Annotated in this window: 23 protein-coding genes; 11 read left to right on the top strand and 12 right to left on the bottom strand. The window is 67.3% G+C overall.

Going from position 1 to position 24,518, the window contains the following annotated elements:
• Positions 1-109: 109 nt before the first annotated feature.
• Positions 110-2,785, top strand: coding sequence for a valine--tRNA ligase (valS, locus tag JQX13_RS40565; RefSeq protein WP_203404762.1), 2,676 nt, complete (start codon positions 110-112; stop codon positions 2,783-2,785).
• Between the two features lie 18 nt (positions 2,786-2,803).
• Here valS and JQX13_RS40560 read toward each other — a convergent pair whose 3' ends face one another.
• Genes JQX13_RS40560 through JQX13_RS40540 form a run of 5 tightly spaced genes read right to left on the bottom strand, consistent with a single transcriptional unit; the run spans position 2,804 to position 8,079 of the window.
• Complete coding sequence (locus JQX13_RS40560; protein WP_203404761.1) at positions 2,804-4,033, bottom strand: TIGR02270 family protein; 1,230 nt, start codon at positions 4,031-4,033, stop codon at positions 2,804-2,806.
• A gap of 8 nt (positions 4,034-4,041) precedes the next feature.
• Complete coding sequence (locus tag JQX13_RS40555; RefSeq protein WP_203404760.1) at positions 4,042-4,872, bottom strand: hypothetical protein; 831 nt, start codon at positions 4,870-4,872, stop codon at positions 4,042-4,044.
• A gap of 2 nt (positions 4,873-4,874) precedes the next feature.
• Positions 4,875-5,993: a PAAR-like domain-containing protein gene (locus JQX13_RS40550; protein WP_203404759.1), complete on the bottom strand. Its 1,119-nt coding sequence runs from the start codon at positions 5,991-5,993 to the stop codon at positions 4,875-4,877.
• Positions 5,990-7,048, bottom strand: a complete 1,059-nt coding sequence (locus tag JQX13_RS40545; protein ID WP_203404758.1) for a hypothetical protein — start codon at positions 7,046-7,048, stop codon at positions 5,990-5,992. Before JQX13_RS40545 ends, JQX13_RS40550 begins: the two co-directional genes overlap by 4 nt.
• The gene (locus JQX13_RS40540; protein WP_203404757.1) at positions 7,045-8,079 is read right to left on the bottom strand and encodes a DUF2169 family type VI secretion system accessory protein; all 1,035 of its coding nucleotides are present in this window, start codon (positions 8,077-8,079) and stop codon (positions 7,045-7,047) included. The genes JQX13_RS40545 and JQX13_RS40540 overlap by 4 nt, the downstream gene beginning before the upstream one ends.
• A gap of 20 nt (positions 8,080-8,099) precedes the next feature.
• On the opposite strand from JQX13_RS40540, the gene JQX13_RS40535 reads away from it, so the two are divergent.
• The 3 genes from JQX13_RS40535 (at position 8,100) to JQX13_RS40525 (ending at position 10,351) form a co-directional block, all read left to right on the top strand.
• Positions 8,100-8,660 carry a 2'-5' RNA ligase family protein gene (locus JQX13_RS40535; RefSeq protein ID WP_203404756.1) on the top strand — a complete coding sequence of 187 codons (561 nt, stop codon included), beginning with the start codon at positions 8,100-8,102 and terminating at the stop codon, positions 8,658-8,660.
• Between the two features lie 84 nt (positions 8,661-8,744).
• A complete protein-coding gene (locus JQX13_RS40530; protein WP_203404755.1) occupies positions 8,745-9,638 on the top strand; it encodes a transporter in 894 nt (297 codons plus the stop codon).
• Entirely contained in the window at positions 9,635-10,351 is a 717-nt protein-coding gene (locus tag JQX13_RS40525) for a hypothetical protein (protein ID WP_203404754.1), read from the top strand. The genes JQX13_RS40530 and JQX13_RS40525 overlap by 4 nt, the downstream gene beginning before the upstream one ends.
• 21 nt (positions 10,352-10,372) lie before the next feature.
• Here the strand turns inward: JQX13_RS40525 and JQX13_RS40520 are convergent, their stop codons facing one another.
• The 4 genes from JQX13_RS40520 to JQX13_RS40505 are packed head-to-tail and all read right to left on the bottom strand — an operon-like array spanning position 10,373 to position 13,314.
• Positions 10,373-11,161 carry a hypothetical protein gene (locus JQX13_RS40520; RefSeq protein ID WP_203404753.1) on the bottom strand — a complete coding sequence of 263 codons (789 nt, stop codon included), beginning with the start codon at positions 11,159-11,161 and terminating at the stop codon, positions 10,373-10,375.
• Between the two features lie 5 nt (positions 11,162-11,166).
• Positions 11,167-11,937 carry a hypothetical protein gene (locus tag JQX13_RS40515; RefSeq protein WP_203404752.1) on the bottom strand — a complete coding sequence of 257 codons (771 nt, stop codon included), beginning with the start codon at positions 11,935-11,937 and terminating at the stop codon, positions 11,167-11,169.
• Positions 11,934-12,665 (bottom strand): ABC transporter ATP-binding protein, encoded by a 732-nt coding sequence (locus JQX13_RS40510; RefSeq protein WP_203404751.1) that lies wholly within the window; start codon positions 12,663-12,665, stop codon positions 11,934-11,936. The genes JQX13_RS40515 and JQX13_RS40510 overlap by 4 nt, the downstream gene beginning before the upstream one ends.
• 4 nt (positions 12,666-12,669) lie before the next feature.
• A complete protein-coding gene (locus tag JQX13_RS40505) occupies positions 12,670-13,314 on the bottom strand; it encodes a TetR/AcrR family transcriptional regulator (RefSeq protein ID WP_203404750.1) in 645 nt (214 codons plus the stop codon).
• A 144-nt stretch (positions 13,315-13,458) separates the two neighbouring features.
• On the opposite strand from JQX13_RS40505, the gene JQX13_RS40500 reads away from it, so the two are divergent.
• The 6 genes from JQX13_RS40500 to JQX13_RS40475 all read left to right on the top strand — a co-directional run bounded on the left by JQX13_RS40500 (position 13,459) and on the right by JQX13_RS40475 (position 20,203).
• On the top strand, positions 13,459-15,021 hold the full coding sequence (locus JQX13_RS40500) for a sigma-54-dependent Fis family transcriptional regulator (RefSeq protein WP_203404749.1): 1,563 nt from the start codon (positions 13,459-13,461) through the stop codon (positions 15,019-15,021).
• A 189-nt stretch (positions 15,022-15,210) separates the two neighbouring features.
• Positions 15,211-16,740, top strand: a complete 1,530-nt coding sequence (locus tag JQX13_RS40495) for a catalase (protein ID WP_275424910.1) — start codon at positions 15,211-15,213, stop codon at positions 16,738-16,740.
• A gap of 47 nt (positions 16,741-16,787) precedes the next feature.
• Positions 16,788-17,426 (top strand): ankyrin repeat domain-containing protein, encoded by a 639-nt coding sequence (locus tag JQX13_RS40490; RefSeq protein WP_239014152.1) that lies wholly within the window; start codon positions 16,788-16,790, stop codon positions 17,424-17,426.
• 112 nt (positions 17,427-17,538) lie between these two features.
• The gene (locus tag JQX13_RS40485; protein WP_203404748.1) at positions 17,539-18,357 is read left to right on the top strand and encodes an ABC transporter ATP-binding protein; all 819 of its coding nucleotides are present in this window, start codon (positions 17,539-17,541) and stop codon (positions 18,355-18,357) included.
• Positions 18,354-19,136, top strand: a complete 783-nt coding sequence (locus tag JQX13_RS40480; RefSeq protein WP_203404747.1) for an ABC transporter permease — start codon at positions 18,354-18,356, stop codon at positions 19,134-19,136. Before JQX13_RS40485 ends, JQX13_RS40480 begins: the two co-directional genes overlap by 4 nt.
• 29 nt (positions 19,137-19,165) lie before the next feature.
• Positions 19,166-20,203 (top strand): ABC transporter substrate-binding protein, encoded by a 1,038-nt coding sequence (locus JQX13_RS40475; RefSeq protein WP_203404746.1) that lies wholly within the window; start codon positions 19,166-19,168, stop codon positions 20,201-20,203.
• Positions 20,204-21,006: 803 nt separating this feature from the next.
• Here JQX13_RS40475 and tesB read toward each other — a convergent pair.
• On the bottom strand, positions 21,007-21,876 hold the full coding sequence (gene tesB, locus JQX13_RS40470; protein ID WP_203404745.1) for an acyl-CoA thioesterase II: 870 nt from the start codon (positions 21,874-21,876) through the stop codon (positions 21,007-21,009).
• A 207-nt stretch (positions 21,877-22,083) separates the two neighbouring features.
• On the opposite strand from tesB, the gene JQX13_RS40465 reads away from it, so the two are divergent.
• A complete protein-coding gene (locus JQX13_RS40465) occupies positions 22,084-22,620 on the top strand; it encodes a hypothetical protein (RefSeq protein ID WP_203404744.1) in 537 nt (178 codons plus the stop codon).
• Here JQX13_RS40465 and JQX13_RS40460 read toward each other — a convergent pair.
• Both JQX13_RS40460 and JQX13_RS40455 read right to left on the bottom strand, forming a co-directional pair.
• Positions 22,607-23,050, bottom strand: a complete 444-nt coding sequence (locus JQX13_RS40460) for a protease (protein ID WP_239014151.1) — start codon at positions 23,048-23,050, stop codon at positions 22,607-22,609. The two genes, JQX13_RS40465 and JQX13_RS40460, sit on opposite strands and share 14 nt — an antisense overlap.
• 249 nt (positions 23,051-23,299) lie before the next feature.
• Positions 23,300-24,400 (bottom strand): M35 family metallo-endopeptidase, encoded by a 1,101-nt coding sequence (locus JQX13_RS40455; RefSeq protein WP_203404742.1) that lies wholly within the window; start codon positions 24,398-24,400, stop codon positions 23,300-23,302.
• Positions 24,401-24,518 lie beyond the last annotated feature (118 nt).

The following is a 24,518-nucleotide window of genomic DNA, read 5'->3' as shown; positions in this document are numbered from 1 at the left end:
CGGCGCCAGTCCCCGCGATCAGCGATCTCCACTCGGAGAAACCGTGGTAGCAGGGGGATTTTTCCTTGCCAGCTTCCCTTCCTACAACGTCCTACACACCCACTTCGCCATGAAGACGTTCCGTTCCATCAATCCCGAGCTCCTCCCGAAGCACTTCGAGGCAGAAAACGTCGAGAAGCGCCTCGATGCCTGGTGGGAGTCGGAGGGTCTCTACCGGTACGATCCCTCGCGCTCGCGGGAGGAGACCTTCGTCGTCGACACGCCGCCGCCGACGGTGTCCGGCTCGCTGCACGTGGGCCACATCTTCAGCTACACGCATACGGACGTCATCGCCCGGCAGCAGCGTATGCTCGGACGGAACATCTTCTACCCCATGGGCTGGGACGACAACGGCCTGCCCACCGAGCGCCGGGTGCAGAACTACTTCAACGTGCGCGCCGACGTCCGCACCCCGCACGAGCCCGGCCTGCGCATGGAGCAGGTCTCGGCCGAGGCCGCCAAACAGCCGCCGCGCACGGTGTCTCGCCCCAACTTCATCGAGCTGTGCCACCAGGTGACACAGCAGGACGAGCAGGTCTTCAAGGGGCTGTTCCGGCGCATCGGCCTGTCGGTGGACTGGAGCGAGGAGTACGCCACCATCGACGATCACAGCCGCCAGCTGGCGCAGCTCTCCTTCCTGGACTTGTACGAGAAGGGCCACGCGTACTCGGTGACGGCGCCCACGATGTGGGACGTGGACTTCCAGACGGCGGTGGCGCAGGCGGAGGTGGAGGATCGGCCGCAGGCGGGCGCGTTCCACGACATCGAGTTCGGCGTGGAGGGCTCGGACGCGCGCTTCACCATCGCCACCACGCGGCCGGAGCTGCTGGCGGCGTGCGTGGGCGTCACCGCGCACCCGGAGGACGAGCGCTACAAGGGCCTCTTCGGCAAGCGCGCCATCACCCCGCTCTTCCGCGTCCCGGTGCCCATCTTCCCGAGCGAGCTGGCGGACCCCACCAAGGGCACGGGCATCCTGATGGTGTGCACCTTCGGTGACGCCACGGACGTGCTCTGGTGGCGTCAGCAGAAGCTGCCGCTGCGGCAGATCATCGGGCGCAACGGGCGGCTGATGCCCGTCACCTTCGGGACGCCGGGCTGGGAGAGCCTCGACGCCACGGCGGCGCAGGGTTTCTACACGGGCCTGCAGGGCAAGTCGGTGAAGCAGGCCCGGACGGCCATGGTGGAGCTGCTGCGGCGCGAGGACGCCGCGTCGAAGCCGGGCCTGGGCGTTCCGCTGATCGGCGAGCCGAAGCCCCTCCAGCGCGACGTGAAGTTCTTCGAGAAGGGAGATCAGCCGCTCGAGTTCATCTCCACGCGCCAGTGGTTCGTGCGGTTGATGGACAAGAAGGAGCAGCTGCTGCGCTTCGGTGAGCGGGTGAAGTGGCACCCCGAGCACATGGGCTCGCGCTACCGCAACTGGACGGAGAACCTGCAGCTCGACTGGTGCATCAGCCGCCAGCGCTACTTCGGCGTGCAATTCCCCGTGTGGTACCCGCTGGACGCGGAGGGCAACCCCGTCCACGACAAGCCCATCCTCGCGACGCGCGAGCGGCTGCCGGTGGATCCAACGGTGGATCTGCCCCCTGGCTACGAGGCCTCCCAGCGCGACCAGCCCAACGGCTTCACGGCCGAGTCGGACGTGTTCGACACCTGGTTCACCAGCTCGCTGACGCCGCAGATCGCCTCGGGGTGGGTGCTGGACGAGAAGCGCCACCGCAACCTGTTCCCGGCGGACATCCGGCCGCAGAGCCACGAGATCATCCGGACGTGGGCCTTCTACACCATCGCCAAGGCGATGCTGCACGAGGACTCCATCCCCTGGAAGCACGTGATCATCTCCGGGTGGATCCTGGATCCGGACCGCAAGAAGATGTCCAAGAGCAAGGGCAACGTCATCACGCCCATGCACCTGCTGGAGAACTACGGGGCGGACGCGGTGCGCTACTGGTCGGCCTCGGCACGCCTGGGCACGGACACCGCCTTCGACGAGAAGGTCTTCAAGGTGGGCAAGCGGCTCGTGACGAAGCTCTTCAACGCGGGCAAGTACGTGCTGAGCCAGACGGCGCAGGAGCACCCCATCACCCACGAGTTGGACCGGGCCTTCGTGGCGAAGCTGGCGGGCGTGGTGGAGGCGGCGACGGCGTCCTACAAGGACTTCGAGTTCGCGCCGGCGCTGGCGAACACGGAGAGCTTCTTCTGGTCGAGCTTCACGGACACGTACCTGGAACTGGTGAAGGCGCGTGCGCGCGGTGAGTCCGCCGGTGGCGAGGATGCGCGCGGCTCGGCGGTGGCGGCGCTGAGGCTGGGCCTGAACGTGCTGCTGCGGCTGTTCGCGCCGGTGCTGCCCTACATCACCGAGGAGGTGTGGAGCTGGGCCTTCGCGGAGGAGACGGGGCACAAGAGCATCCACCGCGCCCCGTGGCCCGATGCGAGGACCTTCGAGGGCATCGCGAAGCCGGAGAACCCGGCCTCGTTCCAGCTCGCGGAGGGCGCGCAGCAGGCGATCAACAAGCGCAAGAGCGAGTCGGGAGTGGGCGTGGGCCGGGGCGTCGCTCGCATGAAGCTCGCGGCGAATGCCGCCACCCTCGCCGGCTTCGAGCGGGTGCGGGAGGACGTTCTGTCCGCGACCCGCTGCCAGAGCGCGGAGCTGGTGGAGAAGGCGGAGCTGGCCGACGGCACGTTCGAGATCATCGACTTCGAGCTGGCGCCCGCCGCGGAGAAGACCCCGGAGCCCACCGAGGCGTGACGACTCCGGCGCTCCGGCTCACATGAGGGCAGCGAGCCACTGCCGCTGCCTGAAGGCCGAAGCGCCGACATCGAGGAGTGGCTGGCCGGGGTGTCTCAGGGCCAGCTCCAGGGCCGCGGCCTTCCGCTCACGCTGGCGGCCGAACTGGAGTGCGCCCCGGAGCGCCTCCGGTGTCATGGGCCGTCCGAGCAGATGGCGCGCCTCCGGGTGGAAGTCCCTTTTCCGCTCGGCCCACCATGACTCCACGGCCTCCGGAGCCGGCCAGGGCGGCTCCTCATCGGGATCATCCTCGGCCTCGATGCCTTCCGGAGCCTTCCCTTCGAAACGGGGCTCCGAGAGGTCGGCTCCGGTGATGAAGCGGAAGGACTCCCCTGCCACGCGGGCGAACTCCGGCACGCGCATCACGTGTAGCAACCAGGGAATGAGGAATGGATCGCCCAGGGCCGCACTGCCGAGGAAAGCGAGACGGCGGTGCTCGGGCCGCTCGGTGAACCCCATCAACCACGCACGGGCATCACGGTGTGTCATCCGCCTCACGGCCAGTTCACAGGAGTCCATCGCATGGGGACCACCCTGCTCGGCGAGGGAACGGAGGACGGGCAAGGCCGCCCTCTCTCCCAACAGAACACACGTCCTGGCGGCGGAGAACCTGCATCCCTCATCAGCGGAGGCCAGGGACTGACTGGCAAGGGGAAGCAACTCCCGGCGACCCTGCTCGCCCACGACCTGGAGAGCCCGAGCGCGGAGCTGCACGTCGGTACTGGCGAGCGCCCGGGAGAGCGCTGCACCCGCGTCCTGACGATGCGCGGCATACCCGGAGAGGGCCACCCGGAGCAGGGCGGGTTCCTCCTCCTTGGAGAGCTGCTCGATGACACCCGCCACCCGAGGCCACGGCAACCAGGAGAGCGCCGCGAGAAGAGCTTCCAGGCCGGGCTCCGACTCACGAGCGAGCTCCAACACGGGCGGGAAGCGGGCCCTCGGCCCGGTGTCGAGCGCGGAGACGGCCGAGGTGAAGATCTCCCCCATTCCGGCCACGGGCAGTGCCTCATCGACAATGGCTCGGGCGGCCTCGCCCGCGACACGCAATCCATCCAGATGAGCCTCGATGCGCTCGTCGAGCCGCTCCAGTTCCACGAAGGTGTAGTGGGGGGCGTGTATGGCCCCGCGACGCAAGCTCCAGAGGAAGGAGGACTCCTCGAAGTGGAGCGAAACGAATTCGGGCAATGGACCGTTGGAAGGAAGCGGCATGGGGTGGCTCATTCTGGAATGGGGTGGCCGAAGAAGTAGCGCACGCCCTCCTCGTACCGGGCAGCCCGCGGGCTCTCCAAGAACCCCTCGAGGATGGCAGCGGCCGTGAGCGGCTGGAACTCTCGGTCCTTATAGAAGCCCGAGCAGTCGATGCCCGTGCTGGCCTCGAATCTCCGCCGGTAGAAGGGCTGCATGGCTCTCTCGAAATGGCTGTCACCCAGGCTCCTCAGCATCCGGCGAGCCAGCGACACCACTCCAAAACGCTCCCCGTGCAGCAGAATGACGTCATCCGTCCCGAACTTCTGTTTGAGTTCCTCGTACTGCTCCACCACCCGATCCTCATAGGCAAGCAGCTCATCTTCGGTCGGGAAATCGGACAGAGGACCCCATTCCATCTCCAAGATAGTCGACAGCATGAGAGGTAACGCATCCATGCTTTGGAACCCGAAATATCTATCGTAAGACTTGAGGAAGGCTGGTATGGCGGACAGGCTGCCCCATGCCTCGAATGCATGACAAAAATCTCCCGCCCTATCGGGATCCAAAGTATCATCCAACTCAAGAACCATGCGATTGAGACAGAACGCCGTGCCCGCATCTCCCAAAATCTGAGCACAGGCCCAGCGCAGGAGGTGGGATCTGGTCGCAGCATGGATGTCCAAAAGTCGGGCAATCCGGTTGAAATCTCCAGCTTTCGCCTGAGTCAGGATTCCCTGCACTTCCAACCAGAGAGATGAACTCTCATCCGCTTTCAAATCCGGGTCATCGGCAGAGGAACTGGGAACAAAGTATCCACGGCTCTTCCAATCCACTGGCTCCCAATAGAAGAACGGTCTCATTGCTACCTCCCCTGCCACTCCTCGGTAAAGAAATCATCAATTGCCTGACATACCCTGCACAAAGTCTGCTGCGGCTGGAGGTTGTTCGGGCTGGTTGGACAACCGGACGCCTCCTTGGGCACCAAGTGGTTGATTCTCTCCAGCTTCTTGGCCTTCGTGCTCAGCTTCTTGTAGTCCCGCGCATCCTTCAAGAGTTGAGCATCATGAGGCTTTTGGTGCTTTTCTAATTGTTCGAGTGCTTCCAACTCCCGCTTCGTCATCTTGGTAGTAGCTCTCAAGGCCTGCGGCCTACCGGTATCATGCAGAAATTCGTCCAAGAAATCCGCTGCACTTTTGAGCCTCACGCCAGTCATTCTCTCGTAACTCTCCCTGTATTGCCTGATTTCTTTACCCCATGCGGCTTCAATATCTTTTCGTCGCTGCCCCCCGCGTTCACTTGCTCTGAATACATCACAGGGGGGTTCGGGAAAGACCCGGCCATTACATTTACAGAGCTTCTGCTTGTCCTCCATCAGCAATTTAAAATACTCCCGCCGGGACGTATCAATGTCCACCCTATAGAACTCCTCCATCGTCAGCGGCTCATCGTCCTCCTTGAAGGCCGCTGGGCAGGTGTCCTTCCCGCAGCAGGGGCACTGCCCCTCTTTCATCCGCTGTTGGGCAAGCTCCTGCGCCTGCGCGATCTGCGCCTCCGACAGGTTCGGGAACGGCGGCGTCGCTCCCGGGTAGCTCCCGTGATTCGACGTCGTCAGGTCCATGTGCCGCACCACCCCCTTTCCCTCCACCTTCACGTCCATCGACCACGAGGCGAAGTACGTCTTCCCGGTGAGCGTATGCGTCACCACGCTCGCCCCGAAGCTCCTCGTCGCCGCCTCATTCCCCAACGGAGAGGACTGGTAGTAGGACTCGTCCTGGAGAGCCACCTCCTTGTTGGCGATCTGCACCGTCCGGCTTCCCGCCTTCAGCTCGTTCGCGGAGGAGCTGTCCGCGTACGGCACTGGCACGGGGCCCGCTGGCGGTGGAGGCGGGCTCATGCACACGTCCGGAAAGGCCGCCGTTACCTTCCCGGCGCCGCCCTTCCTCACCACCTCGTTCCCGTTCGCATACACCTTGCCGCTCATCGGCGTCCCTCCCCAGCTTGTTTCGGCCGCTGCACCACCGCCACCGCCCTCTCTCCAGATGCACTGCTGGTGAAGCACATCGCGCGCTCTCCGGGCGCATAGCCCCGCTGATAGGCCTGCGTCACCCGCACGAGCTGACAGAGCCCCGCCGCGGCTCCCACCTCCCCGATGGACTCGGCACACAGCCACAACGGGAAGGATTCCCGCTTCACCCGCAGCAGGCGTGTCAGCGCCAGTGCCTGTTCCTTGAAGCCATACGACTCCCCCGAGATATCCGACAGGCGCAGGTCCATGTCCTGCATCCTCAGCCCGGCCTCCTCCAGGGCGGCGTGCCCGGCCCGCACCAGCCCGTCCGCGCGGAGGGGCTCCTCATTGAGTACCGAGGCAGGCTCCCGGGCGAAGCCCAATCCCACGAGCGTGGCCAGCGGCTGGCGAGTCCTCCCCATGTGGCCCTCCACCCGGACGCACGCCGCCGCCTCTCCGGGAATGACACCGTCTGCGTTGCGCCGGGTCTTCAGACGCCCGTGTTCCTCCAACCAGAGCAGCGAGCGGGCGTTGAGGAAGGAGTCCACCGCGCAGACGAGGCAGGCATCGGCCCGGCGCTCCATCACCCACTTCCGAGCTGTCTCCAGCGCCTGGAAACCAGCGGCGTTACCTCCCGGCAGCACGCGCGACAGGCGAGGGTGGAACCTCCGCTCGAGCCGACGCTCCACCCGGGCCACCAGCTCGCCCGCGATGTCCGCTCCGCTGCCGGGGCGCTCTGGCTCGGCCACCGCCACCAGCAGGGGAACGTGTTCGAGCCCAGCCCCTGCCTCTCCGCCCAGAGCATCCGAGATCGCCATCGCCAGCAGATCCACCAGCCGCTCGTGGCGTCCCCTGTCGAGCGGCAGCACTGGGACCGCCGAACCGGTAACGGGCTTGCGCGCATCGTCCCAATAGGGAAGCCGCCCAAAGGCGGACAGGCCCGCTCGCATGGCGGCGCTAGCCGAAGCGGCATTCAGCCCCACCGGGCACACCATGCCCGTGGCCGTCACGTGTAGCCGGATGGTGCTCATCGCTGGCCCACCTTTCGCTGGCTCTTCCGGTACATGGCCACGACCTCGGCGAGCGATTTGAAATGCCGCTTTCCGCCGCCTCGCCCGGGTGGCAAGCGAACCGGCTGATGTCCCACCAGGATCTCCCGCAGCCTCCCGGGTTTCCTGCCCAGGGGAACCGAGCTCCGCCAGGTCAGCATCATCCGATGCGAATCCGGCTCGACGAGGAGGGTGTCCAGGAGAGGCTCGAGGCACTGGTCCCGATCGTCGAACCGGAAGGTGACGGGGAACCGCAGCGAGGGGACACGAGCCACCAGTGCGCCCTCTCGTGTCATTCCCGTACAGCGCAAGGTCTCTCCGCCCCGGAGGTAGGGCACCTGCTGATCCACAGGCGCGCAGAGGAAGTACTGCGTATCGAAATCGCGTGGCAGGAAGGGATGGTCCTCCTCCAGCCATCGCTGGTCGTAGGTTCCCGCGTGGGAGAGGCGCGGTTGCCAGCTCCGGCCGACCGGACCGAACCCCATGGGCTGTGGAGTGTCCTTCCATCCGGAGATGGGTTGCCGGGGATCCTCCATGTTCGGAAGACGCGTCCCCTCCGCCGCCTGGGCATCAGGATTCTTGTGGTAGCCCACCCCCACCGGGTTGCGCAGCTCAGCACCCTGGTGACGCAACTCCGGGTGTGACACATCCGTCCCGCCAAAGGCCCGCTCATAGACGAGCGGCATCTGGACGAAGGCCTGGGGCGGAGAGGAACGCAACCCGAGCAGTCCTCGTTCCCACCGGCGATCTCCGGTGACCCGGATGGACTTGCGCAGCGTCCCCAGCTCCAGTGTCACCAGGAGCGAGTCGACTGCCCGTCCCGTGGGCGACACGGCCTGGCCGTTGAGGAGAATGTCCGCCCGGGGTTTGAAGGGCGCGAAATCGCACTCATATTGGATGCTCGTGGACCCGGGGTCACCCCGGTGGACATCCGCCCCCCTCGGGTGATGAGGCGAAATCGCAGGAAAAACGATTGCCTCAACGGGATGGACGCTACCATGTGCTACCGACAACGCTTCAGCGAGAATGGCTCATGGCCAATCCAGCGTGGACCCATCGCACGGCGGTCGTCTTCATCCCGCCCGCCGAAGTCTGGCCACCCATCCAGGCGATCCGACGTGTGCATGATCGCCAGGTCCAGCGCTGGATGCCTCATGTCACCCTGCTCTACCCGTTCGCACCTCGCTACGAGCTGCCGAAGCTGCTGCCCGCGCTCGAGGCCGCCTGCTCCGCGCTGAGCCCTTTCGAGGCGACCCTCGCCTCGTTCCGGGTCTTCCAGCACCGCGCCGACCGGAGCACCCTCTGGCTCGCGCCGGAGCCTCGCGAGTCCTTCGCGCGCATCCAGGCCGCGCTCCAGGCCGCCGCTCCCGATTACACCCAGACCTCGCGCTTCGCGGGTGGCTTCACGCCTCACCTCAGCGTGGGCCAGTCCGGAAGCCCCGAGCAGGTGGCGGAGCTCCGCTCACGGCTGAGTGAGACCTGGACGCCCCTCGTCTTCCAGGTTGCCGAGGTCAGCATCATCGCGCGTGAGGGAGATCGCCCCTTCGAAGTGGTGCGGACACTCCGACTCGGAGCCACGCCACTTCCGGGTTGAAAGTGTTCCGTGAAGCACTCGGAGGAGGCCCCGCGACAACTCGCCGCAGTGGGTCACCTCACCCCGGCCGATAGAGTACCTCCCATGTGGAAGTCCTCGCTCGTCGCCGCGCTGACCCTGGCCACCCTCCTCGTCTCCACGGAGGGGCGTGCCTGTGCCACCTGCGCCTGTGGAGATCCGACCCTCACCTCCATGGGCACCGAGCAGCCCTTCGCCGGTCGCCTGAGGTTCGCCACCCAGATGCGTGCCTGGGGCATGACGACAGGCCAACAGTCCGTCGACGCCGTCTCCCTCCGCGAGCTGCGCATGGACCTGTCGGTGGCCTATGCCCCCCTCTCGTGGCTCTTCCTGTCGGCTACACTGCCCCTGCAGACCCGGGCGGTGCGGGACGTCAGCCTCGCGCGGGAGACGTCGTGGGGGCTCGGCGACATGGAGGTCAGCGCCAAGGCCTTCGTCTTCCGGGATCGTGAGTTCTCGCCGGACCACCTCTTTGGAATCCTCGCCGGCGCCCGGCTCCCCACCTCGACCACGGTGCGCGACGCGGATGGGAGAATGCTGTCGCTCGATGCCCAACTCGGCACCGGCTCCCTGGATCCGCTCCTGGGTCTCTCCTATTCGACCTTCCGCGCGGACTGGTCCTTCTTCGCCAGCGCCACGGGCTACCTCCCCACGCGTGGCCGCGAGGGCTTCCGCGCCGGCCCCTCCCTGCGCACCACCCTGGCCGCGCAGTACCAACCCGACCCTCGCTGGGCCCTGCACCTCGCGCTGGATGGCCTCCTGGATGGCGTCAGCGACACGAACGGCGTGCGCGATCCGGTGGGCAGTGGCGTCATCGCCTACGTCTCCCCGGACGTCCTCTTCAGCCCGGCCACCGACGTGGTGATGTCGCTCGGCGTGCGAGTGCCCGTCCTCAACTTCCTGCATGGCAACGTCCGACAGCTGCCCATCCTCCAGGCCGCCGTCGCCTACGACCTATGAAGATCCACCCCTCCCTCCTCCTGCTGGCCCTCTGCGCGTGCGGCTCGCGCGAGGAGGGCATCCGGCTGCACCTCGACCTCGACCTCCGTCCCGCCCGGGAGGCGCGGACGGAGGGCCAGGTCCGCCAGTTCACCACCGCGCAGGGCGCTCGCGTCGCCCTGACCCGAGCCCATGTCACCCTGGGCAGCGTGGAGATCTTCCCCTGCCAGACGACGAGCAGGACGTGGCGATGGCTGCGCGCGCTCTCTCCCATCGGCACGGCCCATGCGCACGAGGCCAGCACCCCCCGTCGGTTGGGCATTCCCCACGTGAGTGGCCTGGAGCGTCCGGATGGCGAAGCGCTGGCGCTGGGCACCCTGCAACCCCCTCCCGGCAGCTATTGCCGCGCCCGGCTCGTCTTCGCTCCGGCGGACGCGGACGCCGAGGGGCTGACGACCGCGAGGGACATGGAGGGGAAGACCCTGCTGCTGGAGGGACGGTTCGAGCCCCCCAGCGGTGAGGAGCCCGCCCAGACCTTCCATCTGGAGAGCGCCAGCCTCGCCAACGTCGAGGTCTGGCTGGAGGGAATCTCCCTCTCCGAGGATGCGCTGGAGGCGAGCCGCACCATCCACCTGGCCTATGACACGTGGATGGATGGTGTGGACCCCACGGCGGACGACGCCGCCGAGCAGGTGCTGAAGAACATCGCCCACTCCGCCACGCTCGGGCCCTGAGCGTCTCCGGTCACCGCGTGCTCAGCGGAGCTCCGTGCGCTCGAACACGCGGGCGCCGAGCACCAGCGCCCCCCAGGAGGCCACGAAGGCGGCGGCCAGCGCGATGACTCCCAGGAGAGGCATCGACGCGTCGAACCAGATGAAGTTCGCCCCCAGCACGATCAGCTCGCGCAGCCGCTCACGCCCATCGAACAGGTCGGGGCGGTAGAGCAGCACCGCGCTCGGGAGGACTGGCACGAGCCAGAGCACGAACGCGATGAGGAATCCCTGGAGCGCATCGCGCACCCGGAGCAGCGGGACGACGAGCACGGAGAGCAGCAGCACCGCCAGCGCCGTGAAGACGAGCCCGGACCCCAGCGCCCCCGCCACGCTCACGGTGGCCCCGTCTCCGGTGAAGGGACGCACGAGGAGCGCCGTGGCCAGGGACATCGCGACGCCCACGACCGTGGAGGCGAGCAGGACGGGACCCACCCGGGCCACCAGGAAGGCTCCGCGGGAGATGGGCTTGCTGAGCAACAGCTCCAGGGAGCGGTTCTCCCGGGGCTCGACGAGGGCCCTCATCAACCCCGTGGCACCGCAGAAGAAGGCCAGGAAGTAGATGCCGATGTACTCGTTCAACAGGATCACGGCACCGAGCCCGCGGATCAGGAAGGCTCGCTCCATGAAGGCGTTGACCGCGGTGGGCAGCCGCGGAATGAGCGCGGCCGTGAGGACCACGAGGATGATGCCCACGAACAGGGACAGGAGGGGCACCCACCCAACGGCATGGCGAGCCTCGAGGAGACGGTAGCGGCGAAGAGTGGCTTGCATGATCGTCACACCTCCAGATGGCGCACCCGCAGGGCGCCGAGGGCGAGTACGGCCGCGTTCATCCCCATCAAGACGGCGATGGGCAGCAACACATGCCCGGGACGCAGGTCATCCACGTGGCCGAGCACGGAGATGCCCTGGGTGATGGGGTTGAAGAAGGCGAGCCCACTCCAGGCGGGGTTGTAGAAGCCCATGAAGGCCAGACCCACGAGCAGGCTGAGGACCAACAGGCTCACGAGCCCCGCGAGCGCCCGCTTCCGGATGAGTACGGCCATGAGCGCGCTGAAGCAGACGGCGAAGAACGCGGCGAAGAGGTGCACCGCCATCGACGCGAAGAAGAGCCCCGAGCGAAACCCCGGCATGCTCCGAGCAACGAGGGGCGCGACGGCCAGATGCGCGCCCACGTAGAGCACCGCCATGACGGCACAGGCCGACAACGTCCGCACCAGGAAGTACGAGGCGGGTGATACGGGCTTGGACAACAACACCGCGAGTTGCCCCGTCTCGCGCTCGCGGATGACCAGGCTGCCCGCGAGCACCACGCTGAGCACGAGGATGCTCTTGTTCATCGCCAGATCGGTCCAGATGAAGAGGAAGAGGATGAAGGGATCCGTGGTGGTGAACCACCCCTTCAAGGCCGAGAGCACATGCTCGGGCGGCTTCGCCACGAGGACGGGCATGGAGATCGCCGCGTAGGCCATCATCCCCGCGGCCAGCCACGTCTTGCGCTCGCCGAGCATGGCGCGCACGTCGAGCCAGAGGAAGCGCGCCTTCATGCGGCCCTCCGCGCGAGCGACAGGTAGAGCTCGTCCATGTTCGAGGAGCGGTACTCGCTCTTGAGCGCCTCGATGGGACCGAAGGCGACGAGCCGGCCCTGGTGCAGCGCCGCGACGCGCCGGCAGAGCGTCTCGATGTCCGACAGGATGTGGCTGGAGAAGAGCACGGTGACGCCTCGCTCGGAGGACAGGTGGCGCAGGTGCTCGAGCAGCTCGTATCGACCGAGCGGATCCAACCCGGAGGTCGGCTCGTCCAGCAGGACGATACGGGGCTCGTTGATGAGGGCCTGGGCGAGCCCCACCTTCTGCGTCATACCGGTGGAGAAGCCACCGAGCTTGCGATCCGCGGCGGCCTGGATGCCGAAGAGCTGGAGCAGCGACTGGATGCGCGCCTCGGCGACGTCCGCCTCCAGGTCGAACATGGCGGCGATGTAGTGGAGGAACTGGCGCGCCGTCATGTGGGCCGGGAGCGCGTAGCTCGCCGGGAGGAAGCCGCACTGGCGGCGCACCTCGAGGCTCTCGCGCACCACGTCGTGGCCGAGCACCCGGGCACTGCCCGACGTGGGACGCGTCAGCCCGAGCAGCATCCGCAGCGTGGTCGTCTTCCCCGCGCCGTTGTGTCCCATGAATCCGAAGATCTCCCCGGACTCGACGTGGAAGCTCACTCCATCCACGGCCCGGACGGAGCCGTAGATGCGGGTCAGCCGATCGATCTCGATGGCATGCATGGCGTTACCTCTTGGATGGCGCGGAGAGTCCCGCGATGAAGATGTCGATGACCGCGTCGAGCAGCCGCTCGCGGGTGATGCGGTCTCCCGTGGTGATGAGCGCGGTGTGGTAGTGCAGGAAGCGCAGCAGGCCGATGACGAAGGGCACCGCGTCGACGTCCAGGTCGGCGCGGAGCTCGCCCCGCTCGATGCCCTCGCGCACCCAGCCGCGAATCATCTCCACCTGGACATCCGCCTTGCGTGGGTTGTCCCCGGCCTTCGCCAGGGATTGGAACACCGCCAGCTCGGGATCCTCGCGGCCGAGTCGCTCGAACAAGGCATCGCGAGCGAACTCGCGGTAGGCGAAGCGCAGAGTGGCGCGCAGCCGCTCGCGGGGCGACTCCAGCGGCAGCACCTCCTCGGCGTACCGACGCCCGATCTCCACGAACAGGGCCTCGATGACCGCGTGGAGCAGCACTTCCTTGCTCTCGAACTCCAGGTAGACGGCCCCCTTCGCGATACCGGCGTCGCGGGCGATGTCCTCGATGCGGGTGCGGCGGAACCCGAAGCGCTCGAAGTGGCCCTTGGCCACCTGGAGGATGCGCTGGCGCCGGGCCTCGGCGGATGCGCGGCCGGCGGATGACGCCGGAGGATGGGAGGATGCGGCCATGGAGACAATATGACCAGGTTCGTATTTTCAGTCAAATGGTCATGAAGCCAAGCCTCCCCGGCTGGCGCCACAACGCGGGGTCGTTGCCTTGGACAACGAAATAGCGTTGCCCCGGCTGCCTGGCCGCCTTACTCAGGCCCTTCCATGATCACCGGCGATTTCCAGACCCTGACCGGTCGGCTGGAGGAGCTGACCCGCCTGGCCGGCACCCCGGGGCGGCTCGAGGAGCTCCTCACCCGCGCGCTCGACGCGCTCGGCTCGACCATTCCGCATGATCTCGTGGCGCTGCTCGAGCTGGAGGCGGGCGTCCTCCAGGTACGCGTGGCGCGAGGCCCCCTGGTGGACAAGCGGGTGCTCGCCCACCGGCTGCCGCTCGAGCGCCACCCCACCCTGCGCAGCGTGATGGAGACGCGCCGGGCGCGGGTACTCGAGGAGCACCACCACTCCGGGGACGAAGGCGACCCGTACGATGGCGTGCTGGAGCTGCCGCATGGTCACTCGTGCATGGTCATCCCCGTCTTCGCCGGCGAGAGGAACCTCGGCGTCATCACCTTCGACAGCCGCACCTGTGGCCTCTACCCGCCGGAGCTGGTGTCCATGGTGACGGTGTACGGCCAGGTCATCGGTCTGGCCATGGTGACCGCGGAGCTGGCCGGGGCGCTCGACCGCCACCGCCGCCGCTTGCAGGAACACAATCGGCTGCTCGAGGACGAGGCGCGTGGTGGGGAGGACGCGGGCGAATCGCTCGCGCGCTCACGCCATCCGGAGATGCGCCGGGTGGTGGACGCGGCCCGGCAGGTGGCGGTGACGGACGCGCCGGTTCTCCTCTCCGGGGAGACGGGCACTGGCAAGGAGGTGCTGGCGCGAGCGCTCCACGGTTGGAGCAACCGGCGCGACATGCCCTTCGTGAAGGTCAATTGCGCCGCGCTCCCGGCCGGGCTGGTGGAGAGCGAGCTGTTCGGCCATGTGAAGGGTGCCTTCAGTGGCGCGGTGCGGGACCGTCCGGGCCGCTTCCAGTTGGCGGACGGAGGCACCCTGCTGCTCGACGAGGTGGGCGACATGCCCCTCGAAATCCAGGCCCGGCTGCTGCGCGTGCTCCAGGAGGGGACACTCCAACCGGTGGGCTCCGATCACACGATGAGGGTGGACGTGCGCGTCATCGCCGCCACCCACGTGGATCTGGAGAAGGCGGTGGAAGAAGGCACCTTCCGGGAGGATCTCTACTACCGGCTCTCCGTCTTCCCCTTGCGGCTGCCGCCCCTGCGCGAGCGACGCGAGGATCTGCCCCAGCTGGCGGCGCACATCCTCGAGGGCATCCAGCGGAGGACCGGCCGCGGCCCCTGGCTCCTGAGCGAGGAGAGCCTGTGCCGGATGCAGTCCTACGAGTGGCCGGGCAACATCCGCGAGTTGGTGAACGTGCTCGAGCGTGCCCGCATCCTCGCCCGGGGAAGCGAGCTGGACGTGGAGCTGCCGCGCGTCCGCAACCGCCCACCTGCTGGCGCTGCGATGAAGACGAACGTGGAGCAGCCCTCTGGGAGCAAGCTGCCCTCGCTCGTCGAGAACGAGCGTGCCTACCTCGAGCGGTTGCTGGCACACACCGAGGGCCGGGTGTACGGCGCCGGGGGCGCGGCCGAGATCGCGGGCGTGCCGCCCACCACCCTGCAGAGCCGGCTCGCTCGCCTCGGGCTCAAGCGCAAGGCACGGTGAGCGCCCCGGCAACGACGATATTTCGTTGCCACGACGACCCGTCGTTGATCCTCTCGGACCCTCCGCGATAACTCCCTGAAACTCCTGGGGTTCTGGCGTTGGTCCGTTTCCCGCAGTGGTGCAGGTGCAGCGGGTGGCCCGGTGAGCTCCACGGGCGCCCCCTACCCCGACACGAGGAGCGACGACCCCATGAGACACCTGATTCGCACGACGCTGATGGCCCTGGCCCTGGGTGTGAGCGGAGGCGCCCTGGCCGCCTCGCCGCTGACCACCGATAGCGGCGCCCCGGTGGGCACCAACCAGAGCAGCAAGACGGCGGGACCGCGCGGCGGCATCCTGCTGGAGGACTTCCACCTCATCGAGAAGCTGGCGCGCTTCGATCGCGAGCGCATTCCGGAGCGGGTGGTGCACGCGCGCGGCGTGGGCGCCTATGGCGAGTTCGTCAGCGACGGTGACTTCTCGAACCTCACGCGCCTGTCGATGCTGTCGGCCAAGGGGAAGAAGACGCCCATGTTCGTGCGCTTCTCCACGGTCATCCACCCGAAGGGCTCGCCCGAGACGCTGAGGGATCCGCGCGGGTTCGCCCTCAAGTTCTACACGGACGAGGGCAACTGGGACGTGGTGGGCAACAACCTGCCGGTCTTCTTCATCCGGGACGCCATCAAGTTCCCGGACATGGTGCACTCGCTGAAGCCCTCGCCGGTCACCAACCGCCAGGATCCCAACCGCTTCTTCGACTTCTTCAGCCACGTGCCCGAGAGCACGCACATGCTGACCCAGGTCTACTCGGATCTCGGCATCCCGGCGAACTACCGGCAGATGGACGGGTTCGGCGTGCACGCCTTCAAGTTCGTCAACGCGAAGGGCGAGGTGAAGTACGTGAAGTTCGCCTGGCGCAGCCAGCAGGGCGTGAAGTCGCTCACCGCCGAGGAGGCGGAGCGGCTCCAGGGGAAGGACTTCCAGCACGCCACCCATGATCTCTACGAGAGCATCGGCAAGGGCCAGTTCCCCTCGTGGGTACTGACGGCGCAGGTGCTGGATCCAAAGGATCTGGACGCGTTCGATTTCGATCCGCTGGACGCCACCAAGGTGTGGCCCGAGAGCAAGGCCCCGGTCATCAAGCTGGGCCGCTTCACGCTCAACCGGATGCCGGACAACTTCTTCGAGGAGACGGAGCAGGCCGCCTTCTCGCCGGGTGTGATGCCGTCCGGGGTGGAGCCGAGTGAGGACCGGTTGCTGCAGGGCCGCCTGTTCGCCTACGCCGACACCCAGCGCTACCGGGTGGGAACCAACTACCTCCAACTGCCGATCAACCGTGCCCGGAGCACCGAGGTGCGCAACAACAACCAGGCGGGCAGCATGAACTTCGCCAACACCCGCCTGGACGTGAACTACGAGCCGAGCATCATCGGGCGCACGGGGGACGATACGCGCTTCCTGCTGTCGCGCGCGCCGCTGTCCGGGACCACGCAGCAGCAGCCCATCCAGAAGACGCTGAACTTCGCCCAGGCCGGTGAGTTCTACCGGGCCCTCCCGGCGGATGCTCGCGCCCGGCTGGTGAAGAACTTCGCGGCCGACCTCGGCCAGGTGAAGAGCGCCGAGGTGAAGACGCGCATCGTCGGCTTCCTGCTCCAGGCGGATCCCGAGTACGGCGCGCAGGTGGCGCGCGCGGTGGGGGTCAAGCTGGAGAAGGCCCGCACCGCCGACGTGGTCCCCTGAGCCGACGCGGGGAGCCGCGCACCCTCTTCTCTTCCGGAGACACCCTCATGAGTACCTTCAAAACCAACACCCGAGTCCGGCGCGCGGTGGGCGCCGCGACCCTCCTCGTCCTCACGGTCCTCGCCCTCTCCTCGGGGATGGCGCTCTTCCGGCCGACCCACGCGGAGGCGGCTCCGGCGGGAGTCCGCCGGGAGCTTGCCGTCACCGAGGCGGAGAACATCCTCCTCGCGGCGGCTCGCGAGGGAGACACCGAGGTGGTGCGCGGACTGCTCGCGGCCGGCACGCCCGCCTCTCCCCGGGACGCGCGCGGCTACACGCCCCTCATCCTCGCCGCCTACCACGGGCACCTGGAGACGGTGAGAGCGCTCATCTCGGGCGGGGCGAACCCCTGCGCGCCGGACACCCGGGGCAACACCGCGCTCATGGGCGCCGCCTTCCGGGGGCACCAGGCGGTGGTGGATCTGCTCATCGAGAGCGGCTGCCGCGTGGATCAGCAGAACCTGCTGGGCCAGACGGCGCTGATGTTCAGCGCGCTCACCGGACGCATCGACGTGTCTCACGCGCTCGAGCGGAACGGCGCCCGCCGCGAGGTGCGGGACGCCCAGGGCCGCACCGCGGAGGACTGGGCCGCCACCCAGGGCGTGGAGCTGCCCGCACCGCACCAGGGGGCACCCACCGGGCAGTAGCCCGTCACTCCCGATAGGGGGTCCGCCGAAGGAAGCGATGCCGCTGGCCCTCCATGCGGTCACTAGGGCATTGGCCAGGGGAGCGCCATGCGGTTAGAAACCGTTCTACCACATGGCTTCCCCCAGCCCGGTCCCCTCCGATTCGCTCCCGCCCGATGACGGCAGGGGCGGCGTCCGCGTGCAGATCTCCGGCCTCCGGCGGATCTTTCCAGGCGGCGTCCCCGTGCTCGACGGGATGGACCTGGACATCGCCGCGGGCTCGTTCGTGGCCCTGGTGGGTCCCTCGGGATGCGGCAAGTCCACCCTGCTGCGCCTGGTGGCCGGGCTGGACAAACCCGACGCCGGTACCCTCACCTTCTCCCCGCCCCTCGAACGAACCCGAGGCGCGCGCACGCCCATCGCCTACGTCTTCCAGGACGCGCACCTGCTGCCCTGGCGCTCGGTGCTGGACAACGTGGCCCTGCCGCTGGAGCTGGCCGGCGTCCCCGCCTCCGAGCGCCATACCGCGGCGCACGCCCTGCTGAAGGAGGTCGGGCTCGGCGATGCCACCTCGCGCTACCCGGCCGAGCTCTCCGGAGGCATGCGCATGCGTGTCTCCCTGGCTCGGGCGCTCGTCACCCGTCCCCGGCTGCTGCTCCTGGACGAGCCCTTCGCCGCCCTCGATGAACTGACGCGCAACCGGCTGGACGATCAACTCCTGGCGCTGTGGAAGGAGCTGGGGATGACCGTCCTCTTCGTCACCCACTCGCTCTCCGAGGCCGCCTACCTGGCCGAGCGGGCCGTGGTGCTGTCCCGGCGTCCCGCGCGCGTGATGCTGGACCACACGCTCGCCCTGCCCCGGGAGCGCACCCCCGTCCTGCGCGCCGAGCCCGACTTCGCCCGCGAGATGGGCCTGCTCCTCCAGGCTCTGGAGCGAGGAGACGCCACATGAAGACCTCATTCCCGAGCGCGGCCCTGGCACCCGTGGCCGCGCTCGCCGTGCTCCTGGGGCTCTGGGAGGGCGTGACACGCGCCTTCGCCGTCCCCGTCTGGCTGCTGCCGCCTCCCTCTGCCGTCGCTATTGTCGGGGCCCACGAGGCGACGGCCCTGCTGAGCGCGGCGCTCACCACGGGACGCTCCGCGTTGCTGGGTTTTGGGCTGAGCGCGACGGTGGGCGTGCTCGCCGCCATCATCCTCTCCTCGTCGAGGTTGCTGGAGCGGGCGTTCTATCCCTACACCCTCTTCCTACAGACGGTGCCCGTCATCGCCATTGCCCCACTGCTGGTGCTGTGGTTCGGCCCGGGGGGACGCGCGGTGGCCGCCTCGTCCTTCATCGTCTCGCTCTTTCCCGTGATCGCCAACACGCTCTCTGGGATGCGATCGGTGGAGCCGGCGCTGCGGGATCTGTTCCGCCTCTACGGGGCGCGCCGGCTCGCCACGCTGTGGAAGCTGGAGCTGCCCGCCGCGCTGCCGCACCTGTTCACCGGCCTGAGGGTCGCCTCGGGGCTGGCCGTCATCGGCGCCATCGGCGGCGAGTTCGTCGCCGGCTTCTCCGAGGACGCCGCCGGCCTGGGCATCCTGGTGCTGTCCGCCTACCGGCAGCTGCGAACGGATCTCCTCTTCGCCGCGGTGCTGGCGGCCTCGGTGGTGGGGCTGGCACTGTTCGGAGCGGTGAGCCTGACGGGCTCCCGGCTGCTGAGGCGCTGGCACCCGTCGGCTTCGGGCTCATGAAGCACTACTTCTTCAGGAGGGAACCACAAGTGAGAAGACGTCTCGTCGGATTGCTGGGCTGTGTGGCGCTGCTCGTCGCCGTGGGGGCGTGCTCTCGCTCGAAGGAAGGCACGAAACAGGCCGAGGGCACGGATGCGGGCAGTAGCGCGCAGGAGGCGCGGACGGCCCAGGTGAAGCTGGCCCTCAACTGGGTGCCCGAGCCCGAGTTCGGCGGCTTCTATGCCGCGCGGGAGACGGGAGCCTTCAAGCGGCACGGGCTGGAGGTGAACATCCTCGGCGGTGGAGCGGGCGTGCCGGTGATGCAGATGGTGGCCTCCGGACAGGTGGAGTTCGGCATCGTGGCCGCGGATGATGTCCTCACCGCCCGGGTGCGCGGCGTGGACGTGATTCCCCTGTTCGCCGTGTACCAGACGTCACCCCACGGCATCATGGTGCACGCCTCACGGGGGGCGAAGGGCATCAAGGACGTGCTCGCCTCGGGGACCATCGCCCTGGAGCCCGGCCTGCCGTATGCCGCGTACCTGAAGAAGAAGTACGGCTTCGACAAGGTGAAGGTGGTGCCCTACGACGGTGGCGTGGCTCGCTTCGTGGCGGACAAGGACTTCGCGCAGCAGTGCTTCATCACCTCGGAGCCCATCGCGGCGCGCAAGCAGGGTGCGGACCCGACCGTGTTCCTGGTGGCCGAGGAGGGCTTCAATCCCTACCAGGCCGTGGTCATCACCCGCCGGGAGTTGTGGAAGGAGCAGCCGGAGCGGGTGAAGGCGTTCGTGGCGGCGGTACGCGAGGGCTGGAGCAACTACCTGGAGAACCCGGATCCCGCCAACGCGGTCATGGCGAAGCTGAACACCACGATGGACGCGGAGACGTTCGCGGCGGCGGCGCAGGCGCAGAAGCCGCTCATCGAGACGGAGGAGACGCGCGCCCGGGGGCTGGGGACCATGAGCCGCGAGCGGTGGGAGACACTGGGGCGTCAGCTCGTGGAGCTGGGCCTCATCGAGAAGGCGCCGTCCGTGGACGAGTTCCTGCTCCCAGAGCTCACGGCGTCGGCCAGCAAGACCTCCCCGTAGCACGGAGGGAGCAACTGGCAAGCGAGTCGGGGTGGCGGCGGCTGGGTTCTCCACCGCCCCACAAACAATGACAAACAAAATCGACACAAAACAAACAAAAGACAAAACAAAATCCCGCAATCAATTGCACCAGCAAACAAAAAAACAAACACAGAGCAACGCGCACGTCATTAATCAATCACAAACAGAGCCCCAAGAAAAAACAAATAAAACACAAACAAACCCGCTTGTATTTATGTATGTAATTGACGTGCAGTGCTACATCTGCTTTATTTGTATGACTTGTCGCGATATGTAGGCATGGACTTTGATGTTTGACTTTACAGCCTCATTGAAACGCGGAAATATGCCGAAATGTGGGCTCAATAGCTGGAATACAGAGCCCGCAGATGTCACGACATGTAGGCATGATGACTGAGGGGGGCTCCAAGAAACGCCAGATTGAAGTGGGATGTATCGGCCGGCGTGTTTCAATGTAAGTGTAATGCGGGGTGAAGGAGGCATCCGCCAGATTCGGGAATGGCGCGGCCATGAGTCGCCCGCGAGCGGCCCTCTGGCACACGCATCCCCGCGCCTCATCACCCTCGGGCTACTGGATGGAGCCTGGCGTGCACGGCCGGCCATCCGCGCGGCGTTCGCGCGTGGCCTGACCACGACCTGCCCGACCGGGCTCGGGGTGGCGAGCGCGACGCCTCACGCGGGGCCGCGCTCGAGCCAACACCGTAAAGACAACGCCCTACCCCACCCCACACGGGGCGAGGGTAGACCCATTCAACGACACAGCCGGACCGCGGCCCGCGCGTTCAGCGCACGTCCTGACGCACGCGAACGAGGCCCTCCTGGGCCACGGACGCCACCAGGCGCCCCTCCCGGGTGAAGATGTGCCCGCGCGACAGCCCTCGGGCATTGCCCGCCCAGGGGCTGTCCATGGCGTACAGGAGCCAATCGTTCACGCGCACGTTGGCGTGGAACCACAGGGCGTGGTCGAGGCTCGCCATCTGCATGTTGCGCTGCATGAAGCTGGCGCCATGCGGCTGGAGCGCGGTGGTGATGAGGTTGAAGTCGGAGGCGTAGGCCAGCACGTACTTGTGCACCTGCGGATCCTCCGGGAGCGGCCCGTCGGCGCGGAACCACACGTACCTGATGGGCTCGCACACCTTGGGATCGAACGGGTCCACCTGCGTCACCGGGCGGATCTCGATCGGCTTGTCGCACAGGAGCTTGTCCCGCACCCGCTCGGGGATGAGGTGGGCCTTGCGGCGCAGCAGCTCGCGGTCCACCGGGAACTCCTCCGGCCCGGGCACCGCCGGCATCTTCGCCTGGTGCTCGAAACCGGGCTCGTCGCCCTGGAAGGAGGCCATCATGGTGAAGATGGGCTGGCCCTTCTGGATGGCCGTCACGCTGCGGGTGGTGAAGCTGCCACCATCACGCACACGTGTGACGGTGTAGACCACGGGCAGGCTGGCGTCGCCGGGGCGCAGGAAGTAACCGTGCAGCGAGTGGACATGGCGCTCGGGCGCCACCGTCTGGCTGGCCGCCGAGAGCGACTGACCGAGCACCTGTCCACCGAAGAGCTGCCGGTACCCGAGGTCCTGGCTCCGGCCACGGAACAGGTTCTCCTCGATGGCCTCCAACTTCAGAAGCTCCAGCAGATCCTCCAGAACTCGACTCATTGCGTCACACCTCCAATGTGGTCGCTTTAGAGGAAATGGAGGGACTCCGCCAGAGACAGCCGCGGGAGCCAGCGCCAGGGCCCCGGCCCCTCGCGGGGTAGCCGCGTCTGGCGGGGAAGAAAGAGAATACGGCCGTTCCCCGAGCCGTCAGGAATGTCCGTACACTGCGGTCAGTTCCTACCCCCCCCTTGGAGGAGATCCCTGCCCATGCGCATCCTGGTGGTACTCGCCTGCTTGATGGGACTGTTCGGCGCCTTCCCGGCACACGCCTCGGGTCTCGAGGACGTCTTCGGGCGGGAGGTTCCGCTCGGACAAGGGCGGCCGGCGGTGGTGCTGTACGCCAACCGGGACACGCGCCAGGTCCTCCGCGAGCACGCCATGCGGTTCGCCTACGAGCTGCGCCACGAGAACCCCATCGTGGTGGTGCATGTGGACCTGCGAGGCATCCCTGGCTTCTTCATGGGGGCCGCGAGCCGGGAGATCCGCAAGATCCACAGGGATTCGCTCGACAAGGTCCGGCAGCTGTTCCTGGAGCAGGGCCAGCAGCCGCCGGACGACCTGGAGGCGTCGTTCTACATGGTGGCCGACTCCAGCGGCGAGCCGCACAGCGCGCTGGGGCTGGTGAAGGGCTTCCAACAGGTGCTCATCCAGGCGATGAGCCCCTCGGGCCTGGAGCTCGCGCGAGGGCCGTTCCCCCAGGCCTCCGAGACCATCCGCCAGGTGCTCGAAGCTAGGGCGCGGTGATCGTCGTCTCGATCACCGGGCACTGCACCGGCATGGACTGGAGCTGATCCAGGCTCCGGGGCACGTCCGACTGCTGGTCGGCGACATCCATGAGCTGGTTGCGGAACTCGATGCGATAGTGCCCCGGCTGGTTCATCTCGTAGGCCAGGGTCAGCTCCACCCGGGCCTCCACCGACGCACCGGGCGCGATCGCCACGTAGCTCTCCGCCGACGGGTTGCCCCGCTTCACCATCGGCCCCTGGTAGGGAATGTCGGTGCCGTCGCGGGTCACCTGGAAGTCATTGCCGCGCAGGCCCTCGAGCGGCGTACGCCATTTGAGCACGAACAGGGGCCGCGCCGTGCGGTTGGTGAGCTGGAAACGAACCTCCACGGGCTCACCCGCACGCACACTCGGAGGCACGCTCAACGAGCACTCCAGGGGCGATGCCATGGCCGGGTTCTCCTTCTGAGGTGGGGCCTCCTGTTGCTGCGCCGGCTCCGGCTGCGCCGGGATGTCCTTGCGCGTACATGCGCTACCACCGAATGCCAGACAGCACAGCGCGACCCAACCAACGTGTCCACGAATCATAGGACGGATGCTCTCCGCTCCAGGCGCGTCTGGGATGGGCTCACGCGCCAGAAAAGAAAAACGGGAGCGTCGCCGCTCCCGTTTCCCATCAAATCCCTACCCTAACCGAGATCACGGCAGGGAGGGCGTGTTCTCCGCGAAGTATTCATGGTTGTCCGCGTTGTCCAGCGCCCGGGTGGGGCTGGAGGTCGCCAGGCTCTTGGCCGCGGTCTGCCCGTAGGCGTGGTCATCCGTGCCCGCCACCACGTTGAAGTGGCTCATCTCGTGGACCAGCGTGCCCGCCTTGGAGTCCGTGCCCGTCGTGGGGGCGCTCCAGAAGGCGTTGCACACGTAGATCTTGTACGGCTGGGTCGGGTACACGTAGGCGTAGTAGCTGTCGTTGCAGCTGCAGTCGACCACGATCGCCGCGTTGGCCAGGGCGTTCTTGATGTTGGTGAAGTGGTTGCGCGCCGTGGTCAGGTTGGTGCTCGAGAAGGTGCCGAACCATGTCTTGTAGCGCGTGGTGCTGGCGGAGATGCCGTTGAGGTAGGTCGACGCGTTGTTCGCGTAGGTCCTCGCGTACGTCAGCGCCGAGCTGATCGACGACTGCTCGGAGCTGGTGCAGGCGCCGGAGTACGACAGGCCCTGGGCGGACACGGTGCCCTGCGCCTGGAGCTCGGACAGGCCGCTGTCACGGCCCTCGATCCACAGGTTCACGAGGTTCGAGTCGAGCTGCGCCGCCTTGGTGAGCACCGCGCTGTGCTGCTCCAGCGAGCGCGCCGCGTAGCGGACGGTATAGCTGCCGGTCTCGGACAGATCATACATGCCGGAGACGGGCGCCGAGCCCGACAGGCTCTCGCCGGGCTGCAGGGTGATGTAGTCCTCGGGGCGCGGCGCCGCGCGTTTGATGTGCGGACCGATGTACTCCACGGGCTCGCCATTGCGCGTCACCTCGAAGAGGCCCTCCTTGAGGCGCCCATCCGGGATGTAGAACTTGAGCAGTTGCACCGGCTCCGAGGAGATGTTGGTGAGGGTGACCGTCACCGCCACGTCCTCGCGGGCGCTGAGGGAGGCCTTGGCCACGGACAGGCTCACCGCCACCTCGCCCGTAGCCTGCGCGTCGACCTGCTCGGAGGCAGTCTCGCCCTCGGCCGGAGCGCCACACGCGCCCAGCATGGACACACCGACGATTCCTCCCACCAGCCACTTGAAACCGCGAACGCTCTTGCTCACGCAGTGACTTCCTTTCCGACTGTGGACCGGTAGCTCTCTGGCTACACCGGTTAATCAACACTTATAGCAAAAACATGGAATCCGTCCACGAAGAGTCTTCAATGAAATGCTTTGAAAT

It is taken from the genome of Archangium violaceum (assembly GCF_016859125.1).
GTDB lineage: Bacteria > Myxococcota > Myxococcia > Myxococcales > Myxococcaceae > Archangium > Archangium violaceum_A.
This window is presented reverse-complemented; position numbering and strand designations above follow the sequence as displayed.

Coding starts and splice junctions, on each gene's coding strand:
- valS (WP_203404762.1), top strand. CDS start 110: ATGAAGACGTTCCGTTCCATCAATCCCGAGCTCCTCCCGAAGCACTTC.
- JQX13_RS40560 (WP_203404761.1), bottom strand. CDS start 4,033: ATGCCGCTTCCTTCCAACGGTCCATTGCCCGAATTCGTTTCGCTCCAC.
- JQX13_RS40555 (WP_203404760.1), bottom strand. CDS start 4,872: ATGAGACCGTTCTTCTATTGGGAGCCAGTGGATTGGAAGAGCCGTGGA.
- JQX13_RS40550 (WP_203404759.1), bottom strand. CDS start 5,993: ATGAGCGGCAAGGTGTATGCGAACGGGAACGAGGTGGTGAGGAAGGGC.
- JQX13_RS40545 (WP_203404758.1), bottom strand. CDS start 7,048: ATGAGCACCATCCGGCTACACGTGACGGCCACGGGCATGGTGTGCCCG.
- JQX13_RS40535 (WP_203404756.1), top strand. CDS start 8,100: ATGGCCAATCCAGCGTGGACCCATCGCACGGCGGTCGTCTTCATCCCG.
- JQX13_RS40530 (WP_203404755.1), top strand. CDS start 8,745: ATGTGGAAGTCCTCGCTCGTCGCCGCGCTGACCCTGGCCACCCTCCTC.
- JQX13_RS40525 (WP_203404754.1), top strand. CDS start 9,635: ATGAAGATCCACCCCTCCCTCCTCCTGCTGGCCCTCTGCGCGTGCGGC.
- JQX13_RS40520 (WP_203404753.1), bottom strand. CDS start 11,161: ATGCAAGCCACTCTTCGCCGCTACCGTCTCCTCGAGGCTCGCCATGCC.
- JQX13_RS40515 (WP_203404752.1), bottom strand. CDS start 11,937: ATGAAGGCGCGCTTCCTCTGGCTCGACGTGCGCGCCATGCTCGGCGAG.
- JQX13_RS40510 (WP_203404751.1), bottom strand. CDS start 12,665: ATGCATGCCATCGAGATCGATCGGCTGACCCGCATCTACGGCTCCGTC.
- JQX13_RS40505 (WP_203404750.1), bottom strand. CDS start 13,314: ATGGCCGCATCCTCCCATCCTCCGGCGTCATCCGCCGGCCGCGCATCC.
- JQX13_RS40500 (WP_203404749.1), top strand. CDS start 13,459: ATGATCACCGGCGATTTCCAGACCCTGACCGGTCGGCTGGAGGAGCTG.
- JQX13_RS40495 (WP_275424910.1), top strand. CDS start 15,211: ATGAGACACCTGATTCGCACGACGCTGATGGCCCTGGCCCTGGGTGTG.
- JQX13_RS40490 (WP_239014152.1), top strand. CDS start 16,788: ATGAGTACCTTCAAAACCAACACCCGAGTCCGGCGCGCGGTGGGCGCC.
- JQX13_RS40485 (WP_203404748.1), top strand. CDS start 17,539: ATGGCTTCCCCCAGCCCGGTCCCCTCCGATTCGCTCCCGCCCGATGAC.
- JQX13_RS40480 (WP_203404747.1), top strand. CDS start 18,354: ATGAAGACCTCATTCCCGAGCGCGGCCCTGGCACCCGTGGCCGCGCTC.
- tesB (WP_203404745.1), bottom strand. CDS start 21,876: ATGAGTCGAGTTCTGGAGGATCTGCTGGAGCTTCTGAAGTTGGAGGCC.
- JQX13_RS40465 (WP_203404744.1), top strand. CDS start 22,084: ATGCGCATCCTGGTGGTACTCGCCTGCTTGATGGGACTGTTCGGCGCC.
- JQX13_RS40460 (WP_239014151.1), bottom strand. CDS start 23,050: ATGGCATCGCCCCTGGAGTGCTCGTTGAGCGTGCCTCCGAGTGTGCGT.